The 26,135-nt window shown below is 71.2% G+C and carries 25 protein-coding genes, 2 tRNA genes and 1 other RNA gene; 15 read left to right on the forward strand and 13 right to left on the reverse strand.

What is annotated here, in order from left to right:
• Positions 1-38: 38 nt before the first annotated feature.
• The 6 genes from egtB (at position 39) to AB4030_RS11385 (ending at position 6,389) form a co-directional block, all read left to right on the forward strand.
• Positions 39-1,340, forward strand: coding sequence for an ergothioneine biosynthesis protein EgtB (egtB, locus tag AB4030_RS11360; RefSeq protein ID WP_442279333.1), 1,302 nt, complete (start codon positions 39-41; stop codon positions 1,338-1,340).
• A complete protein-coding gene (gene egtD, locus AB4030_RS11365; protein WP_442279334.1) occupies positions 1,337-2,317 on the forward strand; it encodes an L-histidine N(alpha)-methyltransferase in 981 nt (326 codons plus the stop codon). The genes egtB and egtD overlap by 4 nt, the downstream gene beginning before the upstream one ends.
• A 145-nt stretch (positions 2,318-2,462) precedes the next feature.
• Positions 2,463-2,924 (forward strand): DUF3817 domain-containing protein, encoded by a 462-nt coding sequence (locus AB4030_RS11370; protein ID WP_442279335.1) that lies wholly within the window; start codon positions 2,463-2,465, stop codon positions 2,922-2,924.
• Positions 2,925-3,019: 95 nt separating this feature from the next.
• A complete protein-coding gene (locus tag AB4030_RS11375) occupies positions 3,020-3,676 on the forward strand; it encodes an ABC transporter ATP-binding protein (protein ID WP_442279336.1) in 657 nt (218 codons plus the stop codon).
• 13 nt (positions 3,677-3,689) lie between these two features.
• Entirely contained in the window at positions 3,690-5,153 is a 1,464-nt protein-coding gene (locus AB4030_RS11380; protein ID WP_442279337.1) for a hypothetical protein, read from the forward strand.
• 48 nt (positions 5,154-5,201) lie between these two features.
• Positions 5,202-6,389: a GNAT family N-acetyltransferase gene (locus AB4030_RS11385; RefSeq protein ID WP_442279338.1), complete on the forward strand. Its 1,188-nt coding sequence runs from the start codon at positions 5,202-5,204 to the stop codon at positions 6,387-6,389.
• Positions 6,390-6,524: 135 nt separating this feature from the next.
• Here the strand turns inward: AB4030_RS11385 and AB4030_RS11390 are convergent, their stop codons facing one another.
• Positions 6,525-7,805 (reverse strand): MFS transporter, encoded by a 1,281-nt coding sequence (locus AB4030_RS11390; protein WP_442279339.1) that lies wholly within the window; start codon positions 7,803-7,805, stop codon positions 6,525-6,527.
• A gap of 156 nt (positions 7,806-7,961) precedes the next feature.
• On the opposite strand from AB4030_RS11390, the gene AB4030_RS11395 reads away from it, so the two are divergent.
• Positions 7,962-9,035 (forward strand): LacI family DNA-binding transcriptional regulator, encoded by a 1,074-nt coding sequence (locus AB4030_RS11395; protein ID WP_442279340.1) that lies wholly within the window; start codon positions 7,962-7,964, stop codon positions 9,033-9,035.
• Between the two features lie 18 nt (positions 9,036-9,053).
• Here the strand turns inward: AB4030_RS11395 and ffs are convergent.
• The 3 genes from ffs to AB4030_RS11410 form a co-directional block, all read right to left on the reverse strand.
• Positions 9,054-9,150, reverse strand: an RNA gene (gene ffs, locus AB4030_RS11400) — signal recognition particle sRNA small type.
• A 24-nt stretch (positions 9,151-9,174) separates the two neighbouring features.
• Complete coding sequence (locus tag AB4030_RS11405; protein WP_442279341.1) at positions 9,175-10,503, reverse strand: MFS transporter; 1,329 nt, start codon at positions 10,501-10,503, stop codon at positions 9,175-9,177.
• 126 nt (positions 10,504-10,629) lie between these two features.
• Positions 10,630-10,717: transfer RNA gene (locus tag AB4030_RS11410), tRNA-Ser, on the reverse strand.
• 79 nt (positions 10,718-10,796) lie between these two features.
• Here AB4030_RS11410 and AB4030_RS11415 point away from each other — a divergent pair.
• From AB4030_RS11415 to AB4030_RS11425, 3 genes are read left to right on the forward strand one after another with little or no spacing between them, the layout of a single operon-like run.
• Positions 10,797-11,732: an MBL fold metallo-hydrolase gene (locus AB4030_RS11415; RefSeq protein WP_442279342.1), complete on the forward strand. Its 936-nt coding sequence runs from the start codon at positions 10,797-10,799 to the stop codon at positions 11,730-11,732.
• A 44-nt stretch (positions 11,733-11,776) separates the two neighbouring features.
• Positions 11,777-12,790: an ornithine carbamoyltransferase gene (argF, locus tag AB4030_RS11420; protein WP_442279343.1), complete on the forward strand. Its 1,014-nt coding sequence runs from the start codon at positions 11,777-11,779 to the stop codon at positions 12,788-12,790.
• A 54-nt stretch (positions 12,791-12,844) separates the two neighbouring features.
• Positions 12,845-13,879: a metallophosphoesterase gene (locus AB4030_RS11425; protein WP_442279344.1), complete on the forward strand. Its 1,035-nt coding sequence runs from the start codon at positions 12,845-12,847 to the stop codon at positions 13,877-13,879.
• A gap of 18 nt (positions 13,880-13,897) precedes the next feature.
• Here the strand turns inward: AB4030_RS11425 and AB4030_RS11430 are convergent, their stop codons facing one another.
• Both AB4030_RS11430 and AB4030_RS11435 read right to left on the reverse strand, forming a co-directional pair.
• Positions 13,898-14,575 (reverse strand): response regulator, encoded by a 678-nt coding sequence (locus AB4030_RS11430; protein ID WP_442279345.1) that lies wholly within the window; start codon positions 14,573-14,575, stop codon positions 13,898-13,900.
• Entirely contained in the window at positions 14,572-16,260 is a 1,689-nt protein-coding gene (locus AB4030_RS11435; protein ID WP_442279346.1) for an ATP-binding protein, read from the reverse strand. The genes AB4030_RS11430 and AB4030_RS11435 overlap by 4 nt, the downstream gene beginning before the upstream one ends.
• A gap of 124 nt (positions 16,261-16,384) precedes the next feature.
• On the opposite strand from AB4030_RS11435, the gene AB4030_RS11440 reads away from it, so the two are divergent.
• The 3 genes from AB4030_RS11440 (at position 16,385) to AB4030_RS11450 (ending at position 19,233) form a co-directional block, all read left to right on the forward strand.
• Positions 16,385-17,194 carry an ABC transporter ATP-binding protein gene (locus AB4030_RS11440; protein ID WP_442279347.1) on the forward strand — a complete coding sequence of 270 codons (810 nt, stop codon included), beginning with the start codon at positions 16,385-16,387 and terminating at the stop codon, positions 17,192-17,194.
• A complete protein-coding gene (locus AB4030_RS11445) occupies positions 17,191-18,090 on the forward strand; it encodes an ABC transporter permease (protein WP_442279348.1) in 900 nt (299 codons plus the stop codon). The genes AB4030_RS11440 and AB4030_RS11445 overlap by 4 nt, the downstream gene beginning before the upstream one ends.
• A gap of 72 nt (positions 18,091-18,162) precedes the next feature.
• Complete coding sequence (locus AB4030_RS11450) at positions 18,163-19,233, forward strand: ABC transporter substrate-binding protein (RefSeq protein ID WP_442279349.1); 1,071 nt, start codon at positions 18,163-18,165, stop codon at positions 19,231-19,233.
• Between the two features lie 69 nt (positions 19,234-19,302).
• Here the strand turns inward: AB4030_RS11450 and AB4030_RS11455 are convergent, their stop codons facing one another.
• Together AB4030_RS11455 and AB4030_RS11460 are read right to left on the reverse strand one after the other, a co-directional pair.
• Positions 19,303-19,839, reverse strand: coding sequence for a LytR C-terminal domain-containing protein (locus tag AB4030_RS11455; RefSeq protein WP_442279350.1), 537 nt, complete (start codon positions 19,837-19,839; stop codon positions 19,303-19,305).
• Positions 19,840-19,884: 45 nt separating this feature from the next.
• Positions 19,885-20,181, reverse strand: a complete 297-nt coding sequence (locus AB4030_RS11460) for a type II toxin-antitoxin system VapB family antitoxin (RefSeq protein ID WP_020145941.1) — start codon at positions 20,179-20,181, stop codon at positions 19,885-19,887.
• A gap of 51 nt (positions 20,182-20,232) precedes the next feature.
• Here AB4030_RS11460 and AB4030_RS11465 point away from each other — a divergent pair, with 51 nt between their 5' ends.
• Complete coding sequence (locus AB4030_RS11465) at positions 20,233-21,828, forward strand: helicase HerA-like domain-containing protein (protein ID WP_442279351.1); 1,596 nt, start codon at positions 20,233-20,235, stop codon at positions 21,826-21,828.
• Here the strand turns inward: AB4030_RS11465 and AB4030_RS11470 are convergent, their stop codons facing one another.
• From AB4030_RS11470 to AB4030_RS11485, 4 genes are all read right to left on the reverse strand, one after another.
• Positions 21,829-22,665, reverse strand: a complete 837-nt coding sequence (locus tag AB4030_RS11470; protein WP_442279352.1) for a helix-turn-helix transcriptional regulator — start codon at positions 22,663-22,665, stop codon at positions 21,829-21,831. It abuts the gene before it with no gap.
• Positions 22,666-22,728: 63 nt separating this feature from the next.
• Positions 22,729-23,625: an SDR family oxidoreductase gene (locus AB4030_RS11475; protein WP_442279353.1), complete on the reverse strand. Its 897-nt coding sequence runs from the start codon at positions 23,623-23,625 to the stop codon at positions 22,729-22,731.
• Between the two features lie 183 nt (positions 23,626-23,808).
• Positions 23,809-23,898 (reverse strand) — tRNA-Ser (locus AB4030_RS11480).
• Positions 23,899-23,908: 10 nt separating this feature from the next.
• Positions 23,909-24,412: a nucleoside deaminase gene (locus AB4030_RS11485; protein ID WP_442279354.1), complete on the reverse strand. Its 504-nt coding sequence runs from the start codon at positions 24,410-24,412 to the stop codon at positions 23,909-23,911.
• Between the two features lie 17 nt (positions 24,413-24,429).
• On the opposite strand from AB4030_RS11485, the gene upp reads away from it, so the two are divergent.
• Positions 24,430-25,068, forward strand: a complete 639-nt coding sequence (upp, locus tag AB4030_RS11490) for a uracil phosphoribosyltransferase (RefSeq protein ID WP_442279355.1) — start codon at positions 24,430-24,432, stop codon at positions 25,066-25,068.
• 29 nt (positions 25,069-25,097) lie between these two features.
• Here upp and AB4030_RS11495 read toward each other — a convergent pair whose 3' ends face one another.
• The gene (locus tag AB4030_RS11495) at positions 25,098-26,087 is read right to left on the reverse strand and encodes a small ribosomal subunit Rsm22 family protein (RefSeq protein ID WP_442279356.1); all 990 of its coding nucleotides are present in this window, start codon (positions 26,085-26,087) and stop codon (positions 25,098-25,100) included.
• Positions 26,088-26,135: the final 48 nt, after the last annotated feature.

Raw genomic sequence — 26,135 nt, forward strand, 5'->3', positions numbered from 1 at the left:
CGAGCGACCCATGCATCGGCCGGACGGAGGAGGACACCATGCCCGACCCGATGCGGCGGTATCAGTGGGACGCCGACACGCTCGTCGCACGCTACGACGAGGTGCGATCCCACACCGAGACTCTCGCCGCCCCGCTCTCACCCGAGGACCAGACCGTCCAGTCCATGCCGGACGTGTCGCCCACGAAGTGGCACCGGGCGCACGTGACGTGGTTCTTCGAGACGTTCGTGCTCGCCGACCACGAGCCGTCCTTTACGCCCTACCAGGACCAGTACTGGTTCCTCTTCAACAGCTACTACGAGGGCGTCGGGCCGCGCTACGCCCGCGCCGAGCGCGGCTTCATCACCCGGCCCGGCGCCCACGACGTCGGCCTCTACCGCGCCGACGTCGACGACCGCATGCGCGACCTCGTGAACACCCTCGACGGCGGTTCGCTCCAGAAGCTGAGCCCGACCATCGAGCTCGGCTTCCACCACGAGCAGCAGCACCAGGAGCTGCTGCTCATGGACATCAAGCACGTGCTGTCGGTCAACCCCCTCCAGCCTGCGTATGCCGGCACCCCCCTCACGCCGTCCGCTCCCGACCCGCTGGGCTGGGTCGACGTCGAGGGCGGGCTCGTCGAGGTGGGGCACCGGGGCGGCGGCTTCGGCTTCGACAACGAGCTGCCGCTGCACCAGCAGTGGCTCGAGCCCTACCGCCTCGCCGACCGGCTCGTGACCAATGGCGAGTGGCTCGAGTTCATGGCCGACCGCGGCTACGAGCGCCACGAGCTCTGGCTCTCCGACGGGTGGGCCAGGGTGCGCGGGGAGCGCTGGCGGGCGCCGTTCTACTGGCGCGAGGTCGACGGCGCCTGGTTCGAGCACACGCTGAGCGGCACCCGCCCGGTCGACCCCGGCCTGCCGGTGAGCCACGTCAGCCACTACGAGGCCGACGCCTTCGCGACGTGGGCCGGCAAGCGGCTGCCCACCGAGGGCGAGTGGGAGCACGCCGTCGTCGCGGACGGGCAGGCCGAGGCGTCGACCGCCGCCGGCAACCTCGCCGACACCGAGACGTTCCACCCCCGGGCCGCCGGCCCACCGACGGGTCACCTCCGCCAGGTCTACGGCGACTGCTGGGAATGGACGAGCTCGGCCTACCTCGCCTACCCCGGCTACCACCCGCCGGCCGGCGCCATCGGCGAGTACAACGGCAAGTTCATGTCGGGCCAGATGGTCCTGCGCGGGGGGTGCGCCCTGACGCCCCCGGGTCATGCGCGACTGTCGTACCGCAACTTCTTCCCGCCCGGCTCGCGCTGGGCCCTGTCCGGCGTCCGCCTCGCCGACGGAGGGGTCCGCTCGTGACCGCTCGTGAGCCTGTCGTGACCGTGGCCCTCGACCCGGACTGGGCTTCCGGGGCTCTCGTCGACGACGTGCGACGAGGCCTCGGATCGCAGCCCCGCTCGCTCTCGCCGAAGTGGCTCTACGACGACGTCGGCTCCGATCTCTTCGACCAGATCACCCGGCTGCCGGAGTACTACCCGACCGAGCGCGAGCGGGCGATCCTGCGCGACCACGCCGTCGACATCGTGACCGCGTGCGACGCCACGACCTTTGTCGAGCTCGGTAGCGGCACGAGCGACAAGACCCGCACCCTGCTCGATGCGTTCGCCGCCGCCGGCAGGCTCGAGCGCTTCGTGCCGGTCGACGTCTCCGAGCAGACGCTGCGCGACGCCGCCGCGATGCTGTCCGAGCGCTACCCCGCACTGCAGGTCGAGGCGCTCGTCGGGGACTTCACCCTCCACCTCAGTCACCTCCCGCGCGGAGGTCGTCGTCTGGTGGCCTTCCTCGGCGGGACCATCGGCAACTTCTACGTCGAGGAGCGGGCAGCCTTCCTCGGGGCACTCCACGACAGCCTCGAGCCGGGTGACTCCTTCCTGCTCGGCACCGACCTCGTCAAGAGCAGCGACCGGCTCATCTCCGCCTATGACGACGGCCAAGGGGTCACCGCCGCCTTCGTCACGAACTGCCTCCACGTGCTCAACCGTGAGCTCGGGGCCGACTTCGACATCGACGCCTTCTCCTACGTGCCCTTCTGGGACCCGCGCCAGGAGCGGATGGACCTGCGGCTGAGGGCCGACATGCCGCAGCGCGTCACCATCCCCGGCGCCGACCTGACGTTCGAGCTGGCGCACGGTGAGGAGATCCGCGTCGAGATCTCGACGAAGTTCCGGCCCGAGCGCCTGCGTGACGAGCTCGCCGCGGCCGGCTTCACCGTCGAGCACACGTGGACCGACACCGACGGCGACTTCGCCCTCACCCTCGCCCGGCGCGAGGCCTGACCCTCCCGAGTGTCCGATCGAGAGAGCAATCCGTCCGGACGAACTGCTCTTTCGATCGGGAGGGGCGGAGGGGGCAGTGGTCGAGGGGGACGTGCGGCTTGCCATACTTGGCGTTCGAGTACGACACGACGTAGGAGACGCCCGCATGGCCCCTCGCACCCTCTACCGCCGGATCGCCCTCGCGGAGGTGGTGACGTGGGCGCTGCTCCTGCTCGGGATGGTCCTCAAGTACGTCACGCGCACGACGGACCTCGGGGTCAAGGTCTTCGGGCTCGCCCACGGCGTCGTCTTCATCGCCTTCTGCCTCGTCACGGTCCTGCTGTGGGTCAACCAGCGCTGGACGGTCCGCGAGGGCCTGCTGGGTCTGCTCAGCGCCGTGCCGCCGCTCCTCACCGTCTGGTGGGAGCGCCGGCTCGAACGGCGCGGGCGTCTCGAGGGCGGCTGGCGTCTGGGACGCGACGGCGAGACGCCCACCAACCCGGCCGAGCGGGTCGTCGCGGCGCTCCTCGCCCGTCCGATGATCGCCGTCGCGGTCGGCGTCGTGGCCGTGCTCGCCCTGACCGGGGTCGCGCTGGTCGTCGGTCCACCCGTCGGGCCGCAGGGCTGAGTGCTCCGTGCGGTCAGCGCGTTCGGAGCCAAGCGGCATACGGTGGCTTCCGACGGCGCGACAGCGCGACGGTGTCAGCGAAGGGATGGGTGCAGATGGGTGCGGTCGCAGTGCTGGCCGGTGAGGTCCGCGCGGAGGGCGTCGGCAAGACGATCGACGAGACGACCCTGCTGCTCCCGACCGATGTCAGCGCCGACCCGGGCGAGTGCATCGTCCTGCGCGGCCCCAACGGTTCGGGCAAGACGACGCTGCTGCGGATCATCGGCGGGCTGCTCGTGCCGAGCACCGGCACCGCGACCATCGGCGGCCGCGAGGCCGACGAGCGCGACCGAGCCGTGCGCGCTGCCGTCGCCGCCCTGCTCGGCGCCCCGACGACCTATCGCGACCTGACGCTCATCGACCACCTCGTGCTCATCGACTCGACGTGGGGCGGCGAGCCCGCGACGTCCGACGAGCGCAGCCTGGCCCTGCTGGACCGTCTCGGCATCGCCCACCTGGACGACCGCTTCCCGCACGAGCTGTCGTCGGGCCAGGAGCAGCTCTTCCGGCTGGCGCTGACCTTCTCGCGCCCGGCGAGCGTCGTGCTGCTCGACGAGCCCGAGCAGCGCCTCGACACCGGCAAGCGCCAGGTCGTCGCGGCCCTGATCGGCGAGCGGACCGAGGCCGGCGGCACGGTCGTCATGGCCTGCCACGACCCCGAGCTGACCGCGACCCTCGCGACCCGCGTCGTCGACGTCGTGCCGGCGCGCTGACCGGGGACGCGCGATGAGCAAGCGCAAGAAGCCGGCTGGCCCACAGCCCGCACCCGAGGCACCGCCGCGCCACCCGGCATACGACCCGGCGGCACTGGTCCCGACGGCGACCGAGGTCGACTACGACGACCACGACCTGCTCGGCCAGGCCGACTGGGTCATCGGCGGTGATGCCGCGCGCAAGGCCCGGCAGCAGGGGTTGTATGCCGGCTACGTCCTCTTCCTCGGCGCCCTCGTCTACGGCCTGCCGATCGTCCAGGCGGTCTTCCGCACGTCGGACGCGAGCTCCCTCGGGGAGCAGCTGCGCTCCCCCGTGGCCATCGCCCTGCTCGTCGCCTCGGTGGCGGCCCTGCTCGGCGCCGTCGTCTTCGCCGGGCGCTTCCGCGGGCCGGTGGTCCCACCCATGCCGTGGATCGACCTGGTGCTGCCCGTCCCGCTCGACCGGGCCCTCGCCCTGCGCCGGTGGTGGCGCTACGCCGCGGTCGGCGGCCTCTTCGTCGGCGCGCTGAGCGGGCTGACCGTCGGGGCCGGTCTGGCCTTCGCCCACGTCGCCGGCGTCGCCACCATTCTCGTGACGACGCTGATCGGCACCGCGCTCGGCGTCCTCGCGACGCGTCTCTGGCTGTGGTCGCAGGTCCGCTCCTGGCCCGGACCCGACCGTGGCCTCAGCCTGTTGTGGCGGGTGCCCGACGCCCTTCGTGAGCTGCATGCCGAGTCGCTGCGCGCCCACTCGGCCAACACCTCGACGATGGCGGGGTCGGCCCTCACCGGCAACCTCCGCACGGCGCGGCTCGCCCTGACCCGACCCGTCCGCCACGGCCGCTCCGCGCGACTGCGCGCCGGCCGCCCGTTCGGTGTGCTCGTGCGACGCGACATCCTCGGACTGCGGCGCACCCCGGGAGCCTTCCTCTCGGGTCTGGGCCTGACCGTCCTCGGCGGCGCGATCGTCACGTGGGCCTTCACGCAGCCGGCCGCCCCGAGCATCGCGGCGACGATCGGCCTGCTGCCCCTCTACCTCGGCTTCGGCGCCTGGGCCGAGGGCCTGCGCCTGCAGGCCGACAACGTCGGCACGCCCTCGCTCCTCGGCACCGGCGAGGTCACCGAGGCCGTCGCCCACGTGACGGTGCCGACCGTGCTCACGGTCGTCGTCCTCGGCGGCTGGGTGGGGGTCGCGGCGGCGCTCGGATCGCTGCCGGTCAGCGCAGGACTCTCACTGTGGCTGGTCCTCGTGCTCGTCGTCGCGGGCAATGTGCTGGCAGCCTTCCGCGGCTCACCGACATTCGTGCTCCGTCCCCAGATGGTGGCGATCTGGTATGCCGTGCCGGCCGTGACCGTCGTCCTGCTCGGCTCGATCGTCGCGGTGCTGACCAAGGCCGGGAACTACACGTGGCTCTCGGTCGTGAGCTGGCTCGTCTACGCCGTCCTCGCCTGGGCGGTCTCGAAGGTCCGTCGCCTCACCTACCTCCACCGGGCCTGACCGACCACCCGGTCGCCCTCGGCCTCGGCCAGTCGTTAGGTTCGGCGCATGAGCGAGCTGCGCACGCGCGACGTCGTCGACGCCGACCTCCCCGCCGTCCTGGCGATCCGCAACCGGTCCTTCGGACCGCTCGGCACCGGGGGTGACGCCTGGTGGCAACGGGTCTCGGCCGAGACCCTGGGCGGTCGGATGATCGCCGTGGTCGACGAGTCCGGCACCGTCCTCGGCGCGGGGCGCATCCGGCCCTACGAGCAGGCCTGGGGCGGACGACACCTGCGGATGGGCGGCGTCGCCGGCGTCTACGTCGAGCCGAGCGCCCGAGGCCGAGGCGTCGCGACGACGCTTACCCGCGCCCTGATCACCCGGATGGGCGAGCTCGGCGACGTCGTGTCCTGCCTCTTCCCGACGACGGCCACGTTGTACCGCCGGTCCGGCTACGAGATCGGCGGCGTGCAGACGCGGACGACGTATGCCGCCCACCTCCTCCGCGACCTCGGCACCTCCCGCACGGGGCGGGGCGGGTCGGGCGGACTCCGGCCGGCGACCCGCGCCGACGCCCAGTGGATGCACGACCTCGCCCGTGCGGCAAGTGCTCGGCACGGCGTCAGCGGACCGATGGTGCCGTCGGTCGCCGCGCTCGAGGGGACGCTCGAGCGGGACGAGCTCATCGCGTACGCCGTCGACGGTGGGTTCGTCCTCTACGACCTGTCCGAGCAGGCCGTCACGGTGGAGCACCTCGTCGCGACGACCCCGGAGGCCGCCGGAACCCTGTGGGGTGTCGTCGGGTCGGGGTCGTCGGCCACGCCGACGGTGCATACCTACCTCGACCCACGGGACCCGGTCACGCTCGGGCTCGGTGGGCTGCCGGCCAAGGAGGTGCGTCAGATCCCGTGGATGGGGCGGGTCGTGGACCTCGGTGCCGCGTTCGATGGCCGTGGCTTCGGTCCGCACACCTCGGTCGAGGTGGACCTTCTCGTCGAGGACGCCGACGCCCCGGTGAACTCCGGCCGGTGGACGCTGGCGGTGTCAGCAGGCCGCGGCACGGCCACCCGCGCCGACGGCGGGCCCGGCGGGAGCGTGCTCCGGGTCGAGGCGCGGGGACTGTCTGCGCTGTGGTGCGGATGGTCCGTGTCGCGCCTGCGCCAAGCCGGGCTCGCCACGGGCGGCACCCCCGAGGGTGACGCGGCCCTCGACGCCGTCTTCGCGGGTCAGCCCTTCATCACCGAGTACTTCTGAGCCCCACCGACCTTCCCACCCCACCGCGCACCGCCCCCGAGCCACTGATCGAAAGAGCGATCCGTCCGTTCGGACGGATCGCTCTTTCGATCGGTGGGCTGGGGGGCGGATCGCTCTTTCGATCAGGACAGCGGGTCAGGGGGTGTGGGCGCTCGGGGTGGTGGCGCCGGGGGTTTTGGCGCCAGGGGTTTTGGCGCTAGGGGTTTTGGCGCCAGGGGTTTTGGCGCGCTCGGGCTCGCGGACGGCAGGGATGGCCACGAGGGCAACGACGGCCATCGCGCCGACGACGAGCAGCGAGTGGAGCACGCCGACGTGGTCACCGAGGAAGCCGAGGAGCGGCGGCCCGGCGAGGAACGCGGTGTAGCCGATCGTCGAGACGACGCTCATCCGGGCCGCAGCGCGCCTCGGGTCGTCGGCGGCGGCGCTCATCCCCACCGGGAAGCCGAGGCTCGCACCAACACCCCAGATCGCTGCACCGACGAAGGCGAGCACCGGTCCGCCGAAGACGACGAGCAGGCAGCCGACGACGGCGGAGACGAACAGGACCCGGAGCACCGGCACCCGGCCGCGCCGGTCGAGGACGCGTGTGCCGAGCAGGCGACCGGCGGTCATCGCGGTCAGGAAGACCGCGAAACCCACGACGCCGACCCAGCGCTCGAGGCCGTAGCCGTCCGAGAGCGCGACCCCGACCCAGTCGTTGGCCGTGCCCTCGGTGAAGGCGGCCGCGAGGACGACGAGGCCGATGAGCAGCGTGCGCGGCTCGAGCCAGGCAGCGCCGATGCCGGCTCCCGAGCGCACCTCCGCGCCGGTCTCGTCCGTCTCCACCGACCGGGGCAGGAAGGCGCGCAGGAACCAGGGGGTCACGAGAAGGAGCAGCACGACGACGCCGACGAGGTGCGCGGCGACGGGCACGTGCAGGAACGACAGGCCGGCCCCGATGAGCGCGCTGACGACGGTGCCGGCGCTGAAGGAGGCATGGAAGTGCGGCATGATCGCGCGGCCGAGGAAGCGCTCGACCTCGGCGCCTTCGAGGTTCATCCCCACGTCGAACACACCGCTGCCGAAGCCGACGAGGAGGAGACCGCCCATCACGACCGCCCGGTTGTCCGCGACGTCGACGCCGATCCCCACCCCGACGAGGCCGACGCTCTGGATGATCGCGGCGCCCATCAGGGTGCGGGCGGCGCCGAGGTGGTGGACGATCCAGCCCGACAGCGGCAGCCCGATGACGGAGCCGAGGGACGCCGCCAGCAGGGTCAGCCCGAGAGCTCCCGCTGACAGCCCGAGCGCGTGCTTGATGTCTGGCACCCGCGAGGCGAACGCCGCGAAGGCTGCCCCGTTGATGGCGAAGGCCGCGAAGACGGCGGTGCGGGCCACTCGGACGGAGGTGGCCGGCGGAGCGCTGGCGACGGACATGGAACAAGCCTCTCAGGGGGACGGCGGCCAGAGCAGTGACGAGCGGCACGCTTCCCGTGCGGCCGGCCACCTCGTCGGCAGCCGACGGTCGATCGATGGTGGGGTGCGAGACGTTCGAATCGATTCGACTCGAAACGTTTCGATAGCATGCCTCCCATGGTTGCCCGAGGTCAAGCCCGCCCGACGCTCCGCGATGTGGCCGAGCGCGCCGGCGTGTCGGTGTCGACGGCCTCCCTCGTGTTCAGCGGCAAGGGCCCCGTCGCCGAGGCGACCGGCGAGCGCGTCAGGGCAGCCGCCGCAGAGCTCGGCTTCACCGGGCCCAACCCGCTCGCCGCGTCGCTGCGCCAGGGAAGGTCGGGCGCGATCGGCGTCCTCGTCGAGGGCCGTCTGCGCATGGCGTTCCGTGACCCGTTCGCCATCGCCGTGCTCGACGGCCTGGCCGAGGTGCTCGAGGCGGTCCCCACCGGCATGCTGCTCATCGGGCAGCCCCGCGACGACGGCGAGTCCGTCGTGCCGCAGCTCGCGCCGCTCGCCCTCGACGCCGTCGTCTTCTCGCTCTGCGGCCCGGGCGAGAACCCCGCGGTCGAGCACCTCGCCGCCCGCGGCATACCGATGTTCAGCACCGGCGTGCCGAGCGACCGCCGGATCACCCAGGTGCGCATCGACGAGCGTGCAGCCGGGCGCGCCATCGCCGAGCACGTCCACGCACTCGGGCACCGCCGGGTGGCCCACGTCGCCATGCCGATGCTGCCGACGAGTGGGGCTGGTCCCGTGCCCGACGACGAGGTGCAGGTCGACGAGGCGCACGTCCCGAGCGTCGGTCGCCTGCTCGGCTTCCGCGACGTCTTCGGGCCGGACGCCCCGGCGGTCCAGACCAGCGACGGGTCGTCGTTCGAGGGCGGCTCGATCGCAGGTCGCGCCCTGCTCGACGTGCCTGAGCGCACCCGGCCCACCGCCGTCGTCGCCCAGTCCGACGTCATTGCCGCCGGCGTCATCCACGCCGCCGAGGAGCTCGGCCTGCGCGTCCCGGAGGACCTCAGCGTCACCGGCTTCGACGGCGTCGACCTGCCGTGGCTGCCCCACCGGCTGACGACGATGGACCAGCACGGCCGCGAGAAGGGCCGGATCCTCGGCACGCTCGTGCGCCGACGGCTCGACGGCACGAGACCCCGCAGCGTCACCCAACCCGTCGAGCTTCGGGTCGGCACGACCACCGCTCCCCCGCGCTGAGCGACCACCGACAGCGACAAAGAAGACACCCCGCGTACCTGGAAGAGCTCTCCTACCCTTGCTGCATTCCTGCCCTGGGGGAGTTCGGAGAGGTACCACCACGCGGGGTGCCGACGGCCAGTGTATGCCGCAGCCGACGTCAGCCGGAAATCGCCCTGTCCGCCGTGGCCGCCCCGGCAACGGCGGCCGGTTCCGCCTCGCGCACGCCGTTGACGTGCGGCGGCAGGTGCCGCTCCACGACGAGCGCGATGACGGCGAGCACCACGCAGCCGCCGACGAGGAAGCCGACGTAGACGAGGCCCAGGTCGCGACCGACGAGGACGCTCGAGACGACCGGTCCGACGACGAAGGCCACCGAGAACATCAGCGAGCTGAGCGCGTTGTAACGGCCGCGCAGGTGGTCGGGCGCGAGGTCGTTGACCATCGCGGCGCTCGTCGGCTGGAGCATCGTCTCGCCGAGACCGAAGACCCCGGCGCACGCGGCGAGCAGGACCGTCGCCGTCACCGTGCCCGGCACGAGGGACGTCGCCCCGAGCAGGGACCACGCCACCATCCACGTGAAGGCCATGACGACGGTGACGCGCGTGCGGCGCTTGCCCTCGATGCGCTGCAGCACGAAGAGCTGCAGGACGACGATGACGACGGTGTTGGCAGCGAAGGCATAACCCAGCCCCTCGGTCGAGATCTGCCCCTCGGCTCGCGCGTAGGCCGGCATCCCGGCGTTGAGCTGGGGGTAGCTGACGAGGGCCGCGACCGCGACGAGGAGCAGCAGTGCCCGCAGCCGGGGGTCGCGCAGCAGCGTCAGGTAGGAGACCTTCCCGGAGGCCGCGTCGGCAGGCCGCTCCACCCGGTCGCGGGCATGGCGCAGCGCGACGAGCAGGATGAACAGCCCCGGCACGTAGCTGAGGGCGTCGAGCAGGTAGATCGTCACGAAGGTGCCCGGCCGCGAGACGTCCACGAAACGGCCACCGACGATGCCACCGATGCCGATGCCGAGGTTGAGCAGCGTGAAGTTGATCCCGAAGTAGCGCTGTCGCTGCTCGGTCGGGATGAGGTTGCCGATGAGCGCGCTCGAGGCCGGCCACACGATGCCGAAGCCGTAGCCCATCAGCACGAGCGCCACGGCCGCCTGCCCGGTCGTCGTCGCGAGCGCCAGGAGGACGTCGGCGACGAGCAGCGCGACGAGGCTGCTCGCATAGACCCGACGCGGTCCGATCCGGTCGATGAGCGCCCCCGCCGGCGTGACGAGCACGATGCCGACGCCGGCCTGGAGCGCCAGCAGTAGGCCCACCGTCTCGAGCGGGATCCCTCGCACCTCGTGGAGGTAGACGACCATGAACGGCAGGACGAGGCCCGTGCCGATCGACTGGAAGACGACGGTCGAGATGAGCAGCTTGCCCTCGCGCGGCAGGTCGTGCCAGAACGAGGACAGCCGCGGTCGGGTCGGGGCAGGGCTGGTCGAGCTCACCGGGGCAGTCTGCCGTGCCGCACCGACATCCGTCGCCCGCCTTTCGGGTCGTCCGCCCAGGGGGGAGATGGACGCCACAGGACAGATGGCCCCGCTGCGCTGCGCGCGGCGGGGCCATCTGTCCTGTGGCGGAGGATGGGGGATTTGAACCCCCGAGGGTTTTATCCCAACACGATTTCCAATCGTGCGCACTAGGCCACTATGCGAATCCTCCGTCGGGCAGGCTACCCGAGGCGCACCCCGCACATGAAATCGGCGTGCGCGACGCCGCGGACCAGAGCACACTCGCCCGCATGCCGCGCCCCGACCTCGTGCCTATCGACACCGACGTCCGCTGGATCCACGGCTCCCCCTCGCCCCGACGGCGCACCGACCCACCCCTGCAGGTCCACGCCCTCGCGCCAGGCACCGTCCTCATCCGACAGAGCAAGGACGTCACCTTCGAGGCGCCGTTCATCCTGCTGCTCCTCGGCGAGCGCCGCGCCCTGCTGCTCGACACGGGCGCCGTCGACGGCACGACGCTGCGCGGGACGGTCGACCGGCTCGTCGCCGACTGGCTGTCCACGCGCACCCCGCCCGACGCATACGACCTCGTCGTCGCGCACACGCACGGACACGGCGACCACGTCGCGGGTGACGCGGCCTTCACCGATCGTCCGCACACGACGGTCGTCGGTCACGACGTCGACGCCGTGCGCGCCTACTTCGGGATCTCAGACCGGCCCGCAGAGGTCGTCACCCTCGATCTCGGCGGCCGCACCCTCGAGGTCTTCGGCATCCCCGGCCATCACGAGGCCTCGATCGCGGTCCACGACCCGATGACCGGCCTGCTGCACACGGGTGACACGGTCTATCCCGGTCGCATCTACGTCGACGACCCCACCGCGCTCCTGGCGACGCTCGACCGGCTCGTCGCCTTCGCCGAGCAGCGCGACGTCCAGCACGTGCTCGGCTGCCACGTCGAGATGACGCGCACCCCCGGCCGCGACTACCCGCTCGGCTCGCGCTACCAGCCCGACGAGCCGTCGCCCTTCATGACCGTCGCGCAGCTGCGCGCGGTCCGCGATGCCTTCCAGACCGTGGCCCGCCGCCCCGGCATCCACCGGTTCGACGAGGTCGTCTTCTGCGTCGGCGAGGGGCCCCGCGTGGTCGTGCCCCTCCAGTCTCGCGCCCTTGTCGAGCAGCTCCGCTGGCGGCTCGGCCGGCTCCGTCGACGCCCGGGCACCTGAGACCGGATTGCCGCGCGTCGACGACTCCTGAAACCATCACGTCCATGTCGCTCGCCGCACTCCACCGCCGCAACCTGCTCAAGGAGATCGACCTGACGCCCGACGAGTTCCGGGCGCTGCTCGACCTCGCCGCCGAGCTCAAGGCCGCCAAGCGGGAGGGCCGCGAGGAGCGACGCCTTGCCGGCAAGAACATCGCGCTGCTCTTCGCCAAGACCTCGACCCGCACCCGCTGCGCCTTCGAGGTGGCCGCGGCCGACCAGGGCGCGAGCACGACCTACCTCGACCCGATCGGCTCGCAGATGGGCCACAAGGAGTCGGCCAAGGACACCGCCCGCGTGCTCGGCCGCTTCTACGACGGCATCGAGTACCGCGGCTCGGGCCACGGCGTCATCGAGACGCTCGGCGCCTTCGCGGGCGTCCCCGTGTGGAACGGCCTCACCGACGACTGGCACCCGACGCAGTCCCTCTGTGACGCGCTGACGATGCGCGAGCACGCCGGCAAGCCGGACGACCAGATCGCGTACGCCTACGTCGGCGACGCCCGCTTCAACATGGGCAACTCGCTGCTCGTCACCGGCGCCATCCTCGGCATGGACGTGCGCATCGTCGCGCCACGGTCGCTGTGGCCCGCCGACTCCGTCGTGGCCATCGCGAGGACGTATGCCGCCGAGACCGGCGCGCGGGTCACGCTCACCGAGGACGTGGCCGAGGGCGTCCGCGGTGTCGACTTCGTCCACACCGACGTGTGGGTGTCGATGGGCGAGCCCAAGGAGGTGTGGGCCGAGCGCATCGAGCTGCTCACGCCGTACCAGGTGAACGCGGATCTCCTTGCGCTGACGGGCAATCCGCGGGTCAAGTTCATGCACTGCCTCCCTGCCTTCCACGACCTCGAGACGGCGGTCGGCATGGACGTGCACGAGCAGTTCGGGCTCAAGGAGCTCGAGGTCACCGACGACGTCTTCGAGTCAGAGGCGTCGGTGGTCTTCGACCAGGCCGAGAACCGCATGCACACCATCAAGGCGCTCATGGTCGCCACGATGGTGCAGCTCGACGCCTGACGTTCACCCGTTCGTGGTGGTGGCGGCCGCGCGCCATGCGGCATAACGGCTGTCATGCACCTTTCGCGCACCCCAGCCCTCGCGGCCGTCGCCGCCTCGCTCGTCGTCCTCTCCGCCGCAGCGGCCACCGCATCGCCCGGCGACGCGGCCGGCCAGGGCAAGGACGGCCACTACCGGTTCGCCGTCATCGGCGACCTGCCCTACGGTGACGCCCAGGTCGCGGCCCTCCCGCGGTGGGCCGACCAGATCAACGCGACGCCGGACCTGTCGTTCACCATCCACGTCGGCGACATCAAGAACGGCTCGTCGAAGTGCACCAACGAGTACTTCAGCATGATCCGCACGCAGTTCGACCGCTTCACGATGCCACTCGTCTACAGCCCGGGCGACAACGAGTGGACCGACTGCCACCGCACCAACAACGGCACCTACAACCCCCTCGAGCGCCTCTCCGCCATCCGCTCGACGTTCTTCGACCGCCCCGGCCACACGCTCGGCACCGACATGACGGTGGCGTCGCAGGCCGCGGCCGGCTTCCCGGAGAACGTCTCGTTCCGCCGGCAGGGCGTCGACCTGGCGACCCTCCACGTCGTGGGCAGCAACAACGGGCTCCTCCCCTGGCCTGAGCTCGGCCACACCTCGCCGACGCCGGAGCAGGTTGCCGAGGAGCGAGCCCGCATGGACAGCGCTGTTGCACAGGTTCGCTCGGCCTTCGCCGGCGCGCGTCAGCGTCACGACCGAGCCGTCGCGCTCTTCCTCCAGGCCGACATGTTCGACCCGACGTATGCCGTGACGTGGGCCGACGACTCGGCCTTCCAGCCGCTCGTGCGCGAGCTCGTCACCCAGTCGGACGCCTTCGACGGCGAGGTCTACCTCTTCAACGGTGACAGCCACGTCTACAACTCCGACAAGCCCCTGGCGGCCGGTTCGCGGTGGCTCGACTTCTACGGCGTGCAGGGCTCCGCGGACAACCTGACACGCGTCACCGTCGACGGCTCGAGCAACAACACGGACTTCCTCGAGGTCACCGTCAACCGCCCGGGAGCCGAGCACGTGCTCTCCTGGCAGCGGGTGCCGTACACGTCCTGACCTTTACCGGGCCAGGGGTCAGCCGCGGCGAGGCACGTAGCGGTGCTCGGGGCGTCCCGTCGAGCCGTAGGCGAGGTCGAGGTCGAGGAGCTGCTTCTTGACGAGCCCGGCCAGGTAGCGCTGCGCCGTCGGGCGGCTCGCGCCGAGGAGCTCCGCGACCTCTGCCGCCCCCACCGGGGCCTGCGCCGCCGTGACGATCTCGAGAACGCGCGCCATCGTCGGCTGCAGCGCATGGGTCGCCGTGGCGCGCCGGGGCGGAGCGCCCCGGAGGCCGTAGAGGACGTCGACGACGTGCTGGTCGGCCTCGGGCGCCCGGTCGATGCGCTCGGCCCAGGCCCGATAGCCCTCGAGCTGCTCGCGCAGCGCGGCGAAGCTGAAGGGTTTGACGAGGTAGTAGAAGGCCCCCAGCTGCATCGCGGTGCGCACCGAGTCGATGTCGCGGGCCGCGGTGACGAGGAGGAAGTCAGGCACCTGCGCACCGGAGGCGGCGATCTGCCGCACGAGGTCGAGCCCGCTGAAGTCCGGCAGGTACATGTCGAGCAGGAGCAGGTCGGGCTCGGTCGCCGCGACCAGCTCACGAGCCTCGGCGCCGGTGTGCGCCTCCCCGACGACCGAGAAGCCCGGCACCCGGGCGACGCTCAGGGCGTGGGCGCGCGCGACGTGGTAGTCGTCGTCGACGACGAGGACGCGGATCATGACACTCCTTGACGGACCCGTAGCGGTAGGTGGACCTCGAAGCGTGCGCCGGCGGGAGAGCTCGCCCCGATCGTGCCACCGGCCCGGGTGACCAGCCGGTGCACGAGGGCGAGCCCCACCCCTCGACGCATGGCACCTCGAGGCTGCTTCGTCGAGTAGCCGTCGAGGAAGACGTCGTCGAGCCGGTCGTCCGGGATTCCCGGGCCCGTGTCGGTCACGGTCAGCACGAGGGTGTCGTGGGAGCAGGTGAGTAGGACGACCACCTCGCCCCGGGGATGCGTCCCCGCGGTCCGGGGGTCGTCCGCCACCGCGTCGACGGCGTTGTCGATGAGGTTGCCGAGCACCGAGACGAGGGGGAGGTGCTCGTCGTGTCCCGCCTCGAGCCGGCTCGCCGGGTCCAGACGCACGACGACGTCCCGCTCCGCGGCGATGGTGGTCTTGGCGAGCAGCAGGGCCGCCACGACGGGTGATCCGACGCGGGCCCGGATCTCCTCGCTGACGAGGGCCGTCTCCGCCTGGAGCTCGCGGCTGTAGCGGGTGGCCTCGTCGACCTCGCCGAGCTCGAGCAGGACCGACAGCACGTGCAGGCGGTTGGAGAACTCGTGCTCCTGCGCACGCAGCGCCGTCGAGAGCCCCTCCATCGAGTCGAGCTGGCGCATCAGCGCCTCGAGCTCGGTGCGGTCGCGGATGGTCACGACCCAGCCCGCGTTGCGCCCGCCGACGAGCACCGGCATCCGGTTGAGCACGAGCAGGTGCTCGTCCGTGACCGCGACGACGTCGACGCCGCCGACCTCCCCGGTGATGACCCTGCGCAAGCGGCCGTCGGGGACGACGTCCTCGACGCGCTGACCGAGCCCGACCGACTCGATGCCGAGCAGGCGCCGCGCCTCGTCGTTGAGCACGTTGATGGCGCCCTTGGCGTCGACGGCCAGCACGCCTTCGCGTATGCCGTGCAGCATCGCCTCGCGCTCCTGCACCAGCTCGACGATCTCGGCCGGCTCGACACCGAACGTCACCCGTTTGATGGCGCGTGCGAGCAGGAGCGAGGCCGCGACGCCGAGGGCGAGGGCGACCGCCGCATAGAGGGCGATGTCGAGCACCTCTGCCGTCAGCCGGACCCCGACCTCGGACTCGAGGATTCCCACGGACACCTCACCCACGGTGCGCCCCGAGGCGTCGACGATGGGAGCGCGGGCGTTGGCGGAGCGACCGAGGCTCCCCTCGTCGATGCCCGTATGCACCTGCCCGTCGAGGGCCACCACGGGCTCCTCGATGCGCTGCCCGATGAGGGCCGGGTTGGGATGGGAGTAGCGCAGCCCCGTGCGGTCGATGATGACGACGTAGGAGGCGCCCGTCGAGGCCCGCACCTGCGACCCGAGAGCCGGCAGCACGTGGGACGGGTCGCCGTCCACGACCTCCCGGGCGACCTGCGGCACCCGGCCGAGGGTCACCGCGATCCCGCTCGCCTGCTCGATGGCGTGCGCATCGGCGGTCTGTGACGTCAGGCGCGCGAAGAGCGCGAAGCCGACGGCGAGCGTGACCACGACGATCCCGAGCACGGCCAGCAGGATCCGGGCGGCCAGCGTCCTGCCCAGTCGCGGCATACGCCTCCTCCGCTCCTGCCCGCCCCGCCCCGTCGTGGCGCGTGGTCCGGTGACGCCGACGTCGGCGTCGCCACCAAGCATGGCTGAGCAGATTGCACAAAACCATCTCTATCGCGGCTATCGGCGGCAACGAGCACAAGCATTCCGGCCGGACGTGGCCCGCTCCTACGGTGACGCAACTCAACGAGGAGAAAGGGCGGGGCCAATGGCGGCCATCGAGCTACGCAACGTCACCAAGAAGTTCGCCACGGCGGACGGCGGCACCTACACCGCGATCCAGGACCTGTCGCTGACCGTCGAGGACGGGCAGTTCTGCGCGGTCGTCGGGCCCACCGGCTGCGGCAAGTCCACGACGCTCACCCTCATCTCGGGGCTGGAGCGCCCGTCCCGCGGCGAGGCCTTCGTCCACGGCGAGCCGGTCCAGGGCATCGACACGGGCACCGGTTTCGTCTTCCAGCAGGATGCCGTCTTCCCGTGGAGGTCGGTCCTCGACAACGTCGCGGCGGGCCCGATCTACCGCGGCCAGAGCCGGACCGAGGCCGCCAAGCTGGCCCGGGACTGGCTGCGCCGCGTCGGTCTCAGCGGCTTCGAGGACCGATACCCCCACCAGCTGTCGGGCGGGATGCGCAAGCGGGTCGCCCTCGCACAGTCCCTCATCAACCAGCCGCGCGTCCTGCTCATGGACGAGCCCTTCAGCGCGCTCGACGTGCAGACCCGGTCCATCATGTCGACCGAGCTGCTGCACCTGTGGGACCAGACGAAGCCGGCCGTCGTCTTCGTGACGCACGACCTCGAGGAGGCCATCGCCCTCGCCGACAAGGTCGTCGTCATCACCGCCGGTCCCGGCACGGTCAAGGCCGAGTTCGAGATCGACCTGCCGCGACCACGGGTCGTCCAGGAGATCCGCTTCGACCCGCGCTTCACCCGCCTCTACGAGCAGATCTGGGAGGCGCTGCGCGCCGAGGTCGCCGAGGCGTACGCCCGCACGACGCGCGTGGCGGAGGTGGCGTCATGATCGACACCCCCACCCAGAGCGACGGATCCCTCACCGCCCTGGCCGCACAGTTCCCGCCCGAACGGGCGATGACCGGCACGTCCACCCGTGCCCGCGCGAACCGCCGCCGCGTCGTGCTGGCCGGCATGCGGCTCGGCATCGTCGTCGTCCTGCTCGTCGGCTGGCAGCTCTGCGTCAACGCCAAGATCGTCGACCCCTTCTTCTGGGGCGAGCCCAAGGGTGTGTGGGCGGACCTCGTCGACTGGTTCACCGTCGGCACGAGCCAGGGGTCGCTCGCCGACCAGATCCTCGTCACGCTCGAGGAGGCCGTGCTCGGCTTCATCATCGGTTCGATCCTCGGCGTCGTCTGCGGCATCGCCCTCGGCCGCGTCCGGGTGCTCTCCGAGCTCTTCGCCCCGTTCCTCAAGGCCGCCAACTCGATCCCGCGCATCATCCTCGGCTCGATCTTCACCGTGGCCTTCGGCTTCGGCATCCAGTCGAAGGTCATCCTCGCCGTCGTCCTCGTCTTCTTCGGCGTCTTCTTCAACGCCTTCCAGGGCGCCCGCGAGGTCGACCGCAACCTCATCGCCAACGCCCGCCTGCTCGGCGCCTCCCGCTGGCAGGTGACACGCGACGTCGTGCTCCCCTCCGCCTTCACGTGGATCCTGGCGAGCCTGCACATCAGCTTCGGCTTCGCCCTCATCGGCGCCCTCGTCGGCGAGATCCTCGGCGCCAACCAGGGCCTCGGGCTGCTGATCCGCTCGTCGCAGAACAACTTCGACATGAACGGGGTGCTGGCCGGCATGGTCCTCGTCGCCGTCATCGCCCTGACGGCGGAGGCACTCATCACCGTCCTCGAGCGGCGCCTGCTGCGGTGGCGCCCCCCGCAGACCCATGGAGGTGCGGCCGTCGAGTAGCCCCCGCATCCCACCAGCACCTCAGCACATCAGCACGCACCCATCACGCAACAGACTCAAAGGAGAGTTCCCATGAACACCAAGCGCATCGGCGCAGCAGGCGCTGCCTTCCTCGCCGCCACCACGATGGCCGCCTGTGCCAACAACGCGTCGGGCTCCACGACGGCCGCCGGCGCCGGCGCCGCCACGGTCGACGCGAGCGCACCCACCGTGACGATCATGGTCGGCGGCATGAGCAAGCAGATCTACCTGCCCTTCATGCTGGCCAAGCAGCTCGGCTACTACGCCAAGGCCGGGATCAACGTCAACCTCGTCGACGAGCCCGCGGGCGGCGACGCCACGCAGAACATGCTCGCCGGGCAGGTGCAGGGCGTCGGCGGTTTCTACGACCACAACATCGCCCTCCAGGCGCAGGGCAAGTCGTCCGAGGCCGTCGTGTCGATGCTCCAGATCCCCGGTGAGGTCGAGCTGTGCCGCAGCGACCTCAAGGGCGCCGTCAAGAGCCCGGCCGACTTCAAGGGCCGCTCGCTCGGCATCACCGACACGGGCTCCTCGACCGACTTCCTGACCCAGTACCTGAGCAAGAAGAACGGCGTCGACCCCTCGCAGGAGACCCGTCGCGGCGTCGGCGCCGGTCAGACCTTCCTCGCCGCGATGAAGCAGAAGGCGATCGACTGCGGCATGACGACGGAGCCCACTGTCTCGCAGGCAGTTTCAGACGGCACGGCCTTCATCCTGCTCGACATGCGCACGGCCGAAGGCTCCAAGGCCGCATTGGGCGGCACCTACCCGGCGACCTCGCTCTACATGCCGACCGACTGGGTCAACAGCAACAAGGCGACGGTGCAGAAGCTCGTCAACGCCTACGTCTCGACCCTCGCCTGGATCCAGCAGCACGACGGGGCGGCGATCGCCGACAAGATGCCCGCGGCGTACTACAAGGGCGTCGGCAAGGACGCCTACGTCAAGGCCCTCAACAGCGAGAAGGGCATCTTCAACCCGACGGGCCTCATGCCGGAGGACGGCCCCAAGACGTGTCTCGCGGTCCTCGGCGAGTTCAACCCGAAGGTCCAGGGCAAGAGCATCGACCTGGCCAAGACCTACACGAACGAGTTCGTCAAGGCCGCGTCCTCGGTGGGCTGACCCCGAACCCCCTGCTGGGAGTATGCCGTCCGGCGCGGTTCGCGCCGGACGGCATCGTCACGCCCGGGGTCAGTTCTGGGCCGTCACCGTCGGGCACTGGCGAAGCGTCTGGGTGGGAGCGGGGGCGACCGGTACCTTGCCGAAGCTCTTCCATCCCTGGCCCACGACGAGGTCGATGGTGTCGCCCTTGCGCTTGTCGTCGACGAGAACGGCCTGCGGCACGTGGCTCTTGACCAGCTCCGCCGACGCGGCTCCCTCGGAGCCGAAGCGGATCTGGGCGGTCTGCGCGATGGTCGCCTTCAGCGGGTCGTTGCCGACCGCCTTGACCTTGAATCCGCGCTCCGTCGCGGTCTTGGCGACCGCGGCGGCCAACCCCCGGTGCGACGTCGAGTTGTAGACGTTGAGGCTCACGTCGGCCGGCTCGAGCGGCACGACCGGGGCCGCCGTCGTGCACGGCGTCGGCTTGGGGGCCGTGTCGCGGAAGTACGTCGACGCGTAGTAGAACGCACCGCCCAGGCCGAGCAGGACGACCACGATGACGATCGCCGATCGGCGTTGACGTCGCACCCGGTACCTGCGGTCGTCCTGGTCAACGACCTCCGACATCCACGCTCCTTCGTTCGTCAGCCCCCGTGGCCGGGCGGCTCTGTGTCAGGAGAGTACGAGGACTCGGGCGTGAAGGACAGGTCTCTGCTGCAGCGCGGCGCGAAGAGCTCGGTGCAGCCCGTCCTCGAGGTAGAGCTCGCCCTCCCACTCGACGCAGTGGGGGAAGAGGTCGCCGTAGAACGTCGAGTCGTCCGCGAGAAGGCCGCGCAGGTCGAGCGTGCTCTTGGTCGTGATGAGCTCGCCGAGCTGCACCACCCGTGGCGGGACGTTCGACCAGTCCTTGGTCGTCTCTAGTCCATGGTCGGGGTACGGGCGGGAGTCGCCGACGGCCTTGAAAATCACCGGGACAGCATAGACATCGAACGTGAACACCCGACGGCTAGAGTGCGAGGCGTGACCGAGACCGCAGCCTCAGGAGCCCCTCAGACGGGCGCAACGGGCGACACGACCCAGATCGACGAGATCCGCGCCGGCTATGCGTTCAACGGTGCCGTGCTCAGGCTGGGTGCCGCCGTGGTGGACGGACAGGCCCACGCCGACGCGCCGGTGCAGATCCCGCTGAGCGTGCTCAACCGCCACGGCCTCGTCGCCGGCGCGACCGGCACCGGCAAGACGAAGACGCTCCAGCTCATGGCCGAGCAGCTGTCCGACCAGGGCGTCCCGGTCTTCCTCGCCGACCTGAAGGGTGACCTCTCCGGCCTCGCGACTCCCGGCGAGGGCGGCGACAAGATCACCAGCCGCGCAGCCGACGTCGGCATGCCGTGGACGGCGACGGCATACCCCACCGAGTTCTTCTCGCTCGGCGGCAAGGGCGAGGGCATCTCGATCCGCGCCACGATCACGAGCTTCGGCCCGACCCTGCTGAGCAAGGTCCTCGGCCTCAACGACACGCAGGAGAGCAGCCTGGGGCTGATCTTCCACTACGCCGACAAGAACGGCCTCGCCCTGCTCGACCTCAAGGACCTGCGCGCCGTCATCACCCACCTGACCTCCGACGAGGGCAAGGCCGACCTCAAGGACCTCGGCGGCCTCTCGAGCGCGACGGCCGGGGTCATCCTGCGCAACCTCATCACCTTCGAGGACCAGGGCGCCGGCGACTTCTTCGGCGAGCCCGAGTTCGAGACGAGCGACCTGCTGCGCACGGCCGCCGACGGCAGGGGGATGATCTCCTGCCTCGAGCTCCCCCAGGTCCAGGACCGCCCGCAGCTCTTCTCCACGTTCCTCATGTGGATGCTCGCCGACCTCTTCCACGACCTGCCCGAGGAGGGCGACCTCGACAAGCCGAAGCTCGTCTTCTTCTTCGACGAGGCCCACCTTCTCTTCGACGACGCGAGCAAGGCGTTCCTGCAGGCCATCGAGCAGACGGTCCGGCTCATCCGCTCGAAGGGCATCGGCGTCTTCTTCGTGACGCAGTCGCCCAAGGATGTCCCCGCCGGTGTGCTCGCCCAGCTCGGCAACCGCGTCCAGCACGCCCTGCGGGCCTTCACCCCCGACGACGCCAAGTCGCTCAAGCAGGCCATCGCGACCTACCCGCACACGGCATACGACATGGAGAAGCTCCTGACGAGCCTCGGCATCGGCGAGGCGGTCGTCACGGTGCTGTCCGACCGGGGCGTGCCGACGCCGGTCGCGTGGACCCGGATGAAGGCCCCGAACTCGCTCATGGACCCCTCGCCCCAGGCGACGATGGACGCCGTCATCGGCGCGTCGCAGCTCAAGGCGAAGTATGCCGACGTCGTCGACCGCGAGTCCGCCTACGAGAAGCTCGCGGCCCGGCTCCAGGCGGCCCCGGCCGCGCCCGCCGACTCCCCGGCGCCGTCCCCGGCGGCCCCCGCTCCCGCGTCCGCCCCGAAGCGCGCCCCCAAGGAGGAGCCGAGCATCATCGAGCAGGTCGCCGGCAGCACGGCGTTCAAGTCGATGCTCCGCTCCGCCGGCACGGTCATCGGCCGCGAGATCACCCGCAGCCTCTTCGGGACGCGCCGCCGCTGACTACGCGTCGAACTCGATGTCGTCGAGGTCGCCGTCGACGTCGGCGAAGTAGCTGATGACCCGGATGTCGGGCTCGTCGAGCACCTGGAGCACGAGCTGACGCAGCTGGATCACCTGCCCGTTGTCGCGACGGATCCGCTTGGTGCGGCCGCGGGTCGGGTCGGTGTCGTGGCGCTCCCACCACTCGACCGTCGCGGGGTTCGACTTGAAGATCTCGTCGAGGATCCGCTTGAACGCCGGGTCGTCGGGGTGCCGGGCGTACGCCTCGCGGAAGAGCGCGAGCTGGTCGGCCGCCTCCTGCTCCCAGTCGACGAAGAGGCTGCGCGCGGCGGGGTCGCAGCAGTAGAACCACAGCAGGTTGCGCTCACGCTTGCTCCGCTTGGTCTCCCAGTCCGTGAAGAGCTGACACGCGGTGTGGTTGGCCCCGAGGACGTCCCACCGGGCACCCACGACGTAGGCCGGGTTGGGCTCGATCGAGTCGAGCAGCTCCTCGAGCTCCTCCGTCAGCTCCTCGGGTGCCTGCGGCCGCCGGGACGGGGTGCCGGTCGCGAGCGCGTGCAGGTGCGAGCGCCCGTCGGAGTCGAGCTTGAGCGCGCGGGCGAGGCCGTCGATGACGCTCTTGCTCGGGCGCAGGTCGCGGCCGCGCTCGATGAGGTCGTAGTACGCCACGGAGATGTTGGCGAGCTCGGCGACCTCGGTGCGACTGAGGCCCACCCGGCGCCGGCCCTTCGCCCGCTTGATGCCGACCTCCTCGGGCGCGAGCTCGTGCCGGCGCGCACGAAGGAACTCGCCCAGGGGTGAGGGGGTGCGCACACTGAGGGGAACGTCCGTGGTCATGGCGCACATCCTGCCAGTGCGGGCACCGGACTCACCGCCGAGGAGGTCGGCAGGTCAGGCGGCTCAGGTGAGGGGCTGGCCCCCGGTGACACCGAGCACCTCGCCGGTGACGTAGCTCGACTCCGGCGACGCGAGGAAGACGAAGGCCGAAGCGAGCTCGGCAGGCTGGCCGGCGCGCCCCATCGGCGTCTGTTCCCCGAAGCCCTCGACCTTGTCCTCGTCCATGGTGGCGGGGATCAGCGGGGTCCAGATCGGCCCGGGCGCCACGGCGTTGACCCGGATCCCCTGCTGCGCCAGCTGGCCTGCCAGTGCCTGCGTGAAGGCGACGATGCCCGCCTTGGTCGTCGCGTAGTCGAGCAGCTCGGGTGACGGCTGACGCGACTGGATCGACGACGTGTTGACGATCGTGGCGCCCGCCTCCAGGTGGGGCAGTGCCTTCTTGCACAGCCAGAACATCGCGTAGAGGTTCGTCTTCATGACGCGGTCGAACTGCTCCGTGCTCACGTCGGCGATGCCGCCCGGCTGCGACATCTGGTATGCCGCGTTGTTGACGAGGATGTCGATGCCACCGAGGTCCGACACCGCCCGGTCCACGACCTCCGCGCACTGCTCCTCCCGGGTGAGGTCGCCCAGGCACAGCACGGCCTTGCGGCCGGCCTCGCGCACCAGGCGCGCGGTCTCCTCGGCGTCCTCGGCCTCCGACTCCAGGGCCGAGATGAGGACGTCCGCGCCCTCTCGGGCAAAGGCGATCGCCACGGCGCGTCCGATGCCCGAGTCACCGCCGGTGATCACGGCTCGGCGGCCCTCGAGCCGTCCGCTGCCGCGGTAGGTGTCCTCGCCGTGGTCCGGCTCGTCGCCCATGGCGGCCGTCAACCCCGGGTGCTCGATCTGCTCGCCCTCGGTTCGGGGCTGGTCGTGCTGCGTCGTGGGGTCCTGCTCGGTGTACTGGTCATCTGACATGGTCGGCCTCGATCGCGTGGGAACTCAGGGATGCAGGCATGTGCACGGCTGTGCACGGATGTGCCGCGCTCATACCCACCCCCGGCTCCGCACACGCCCGTGGCGCCGAAATCGAGAAGGCCTCCGAGAACGACGAAGGACCCGACTCACGAACGAGTCGGGTCCTGCGCCGATCACACTGGCTGGCGGTGGCGGTGGGATTTGAACCCACGGTGGAGTTACCCCCACACACGCTTTCGAGGCGTGCTCCTTAGGCCGCTCGGACACGCCACCGGGAGAGACCCTACCGGAGCCTGCGGCCCTCGAAGAAATCGACGAGGAGGGCCGCCGACTCCTCGGCGCGGACACCGCCGACGACGTCCACGAGGTGCGTGGCCAGGGGGTCACGGGTCAGGTCCCACACCGATCCGCACGCCCCAGCCTTGGGGTCCCACGCGCCGAACACGATCCGCTCGAGCCGCGCCGCCATCGCCGCACCGGCGCACATGACGCACGGTTCCAGCGTCACGACGAGGGTGCAGCCGTCGAGCCGCCACGAGCCGAGCATCTGCGCGGCCTCCCGCAGGGCGACGACCTCGGCGTGCCCCGTCGGGTCGCCGCGCTCCTCGCGGACGTTGCGCCCACGGCCGACCACGTGACCGTCGGGGTCGACGACGAGCGCACCGACCGGCACGTCCTGCGCCCTCGCTGTCGCCGCGGCCAGGTCGAGCGCCTGGCCCAGCCAGACGGCATACGTCTCCGGTCCGGGGACGGAGCCCTTGCCGGGGGTCTCGGATCTCTTCGCCACGCGCTAAGTTTCCACCCATGGACGTCCACGTCGCAGATCACCCGCTCATCGCGCACAAGCTGACCTACCTGCGCGACAAGCGGACCGACAGCCCCACCTTCCGGCGCCTCGCCGAGGAGCTCGTCACGCTCCTCGCCTACGAGGCCACGCGCGACGTCCGCGTCGAGCCGTTCGACATCGAGACGCCGGTCGCGCCGACGACCGGCATCAAGCTCTCCAACCCCAAGCCGATCATCGTCCCGATCCTGCGCGCCGGGCTCGGCATGCTCGACGGCATGGTCAAGCTCCTGCCGAGCGCCGAGGTCGGCTTCCTCGGGATGATCCGCAACGAGGAGACCCTCGAGGTCTCGACCTACGCGAACCGGCTGCCCGACGACCTCACCGGTCGGCAGGTCTTCATCCTCGACCCGATGCTCGCCACCGGCGGCACGCTCGTCATGGCGATCGACTACCTGACGAGCAAGGGTGCGCGGGACATCACGGCCGTCTGCCTCCTCGCGGCCCCCGAAGGCATCAAGCACCTCGAGGACGAGCTCTCCGAGAGCAACATCCCGGTCAAGGTCGTGCTCGGCACCATCGACGAGAAGCTCAACGAGAAGGGCTACATCGTCCCCGGCCTCGGCGACGCCGGGGACCGCCTCTACGGCGTCGTCTGAGCCGACTCCTGCGTGCGTATGCCGTGGGCTCAGGGCAGCGTGTCGCCCCACTCGGCGTCTCGCGCCCGCCGGTAACGCTCCCCCGCCTTCTTCGAGATGACCTCACGGCCCGCGGTGCCGTCGGGGCGGCACGCCTGGAACTCTACGAAACCCTTGCGCTTCAGAGGATGTCGGAGGATCCGGCCCGATGTCGCCCCCTCTTGCCGGGGTGCCACGACGCCCGGGGACGCGGCTGCGACCCACGAGAACTTCTCGTCCTCGTAGGACAGCTCGGCGCCCTTGAGGCGGCGGTGCTCGGCGGAGCGTTCCAGGCGGGCCGCGAAGTGACACCAGTCGCCCGGCGCCAGGGGACAGTCCGCCTCGTGGGGGCACGGACCCAGCAGGGTCCAACCTGCCGCCAGGAGCGCCGCCCGGACGCGCAGCACCCGGGCGTAGCCGTCGGGGGTGCCCGGCTCGGCGACGACGACGGTCCGCCCGCGCCGCATCGCGTCGGAGACGAGCGTGTCCTGCTGGCGCTCGTCGAGCTCGCTGAGGACGTAGGACACGGTGACGAGGTCGGCCTCCAGGTCGGGCCAGGCGCCGGCGAAGGCCCGACGGAAGGTCGCGCCCGCCAGGGCCGGCGAGGGTGCGTCGGCAACGAGCACCCGCCCGAGAGCCAGGGCGTCCTCGACCTGGTCGAGCACCGTGATCGACTCGAGGGACGCGAAGACGCCGGCCGCGGCCCACGCCGCGGCACCCGTCCCGCCACCGAGGTCGAGCAGCGAGCGAGGGGCCAGGCCACGGGCCGCGACGGCGTCGAGCACGCGCGCCAGGGCGGCGTGTGTGGCCGGCATCCGGTAGGAGGCGTATGCCGCGACGCGCACCCGTGAGGCGAGGATCGGAGCCGATGCGGGGGCCACGGACCGGTAGCGCGCGACGAGGGCCTCGGTCGCCCGGGCCAGCTCCCCGGCGTCGGCCCCACTCGCTGTGCGCGCCAGGGCGCTGCGCAGCGCGGCGGCATGCTCCGGCGTTCGCGACACGCGAGGAGGATAGCGGTCAGGGCGGTCTCGCTACCGACACGCGCGGCA

This window comes from Terrabacter sp. 2YAF2, from assembly GCF_052114705.1.
In the GTDB taxonomy this organism is placed as follows: Bacteria; Actinomycetota; Actinomycetes; order Actinomycetales; family Dermatophilaceae; genus Terrabacter.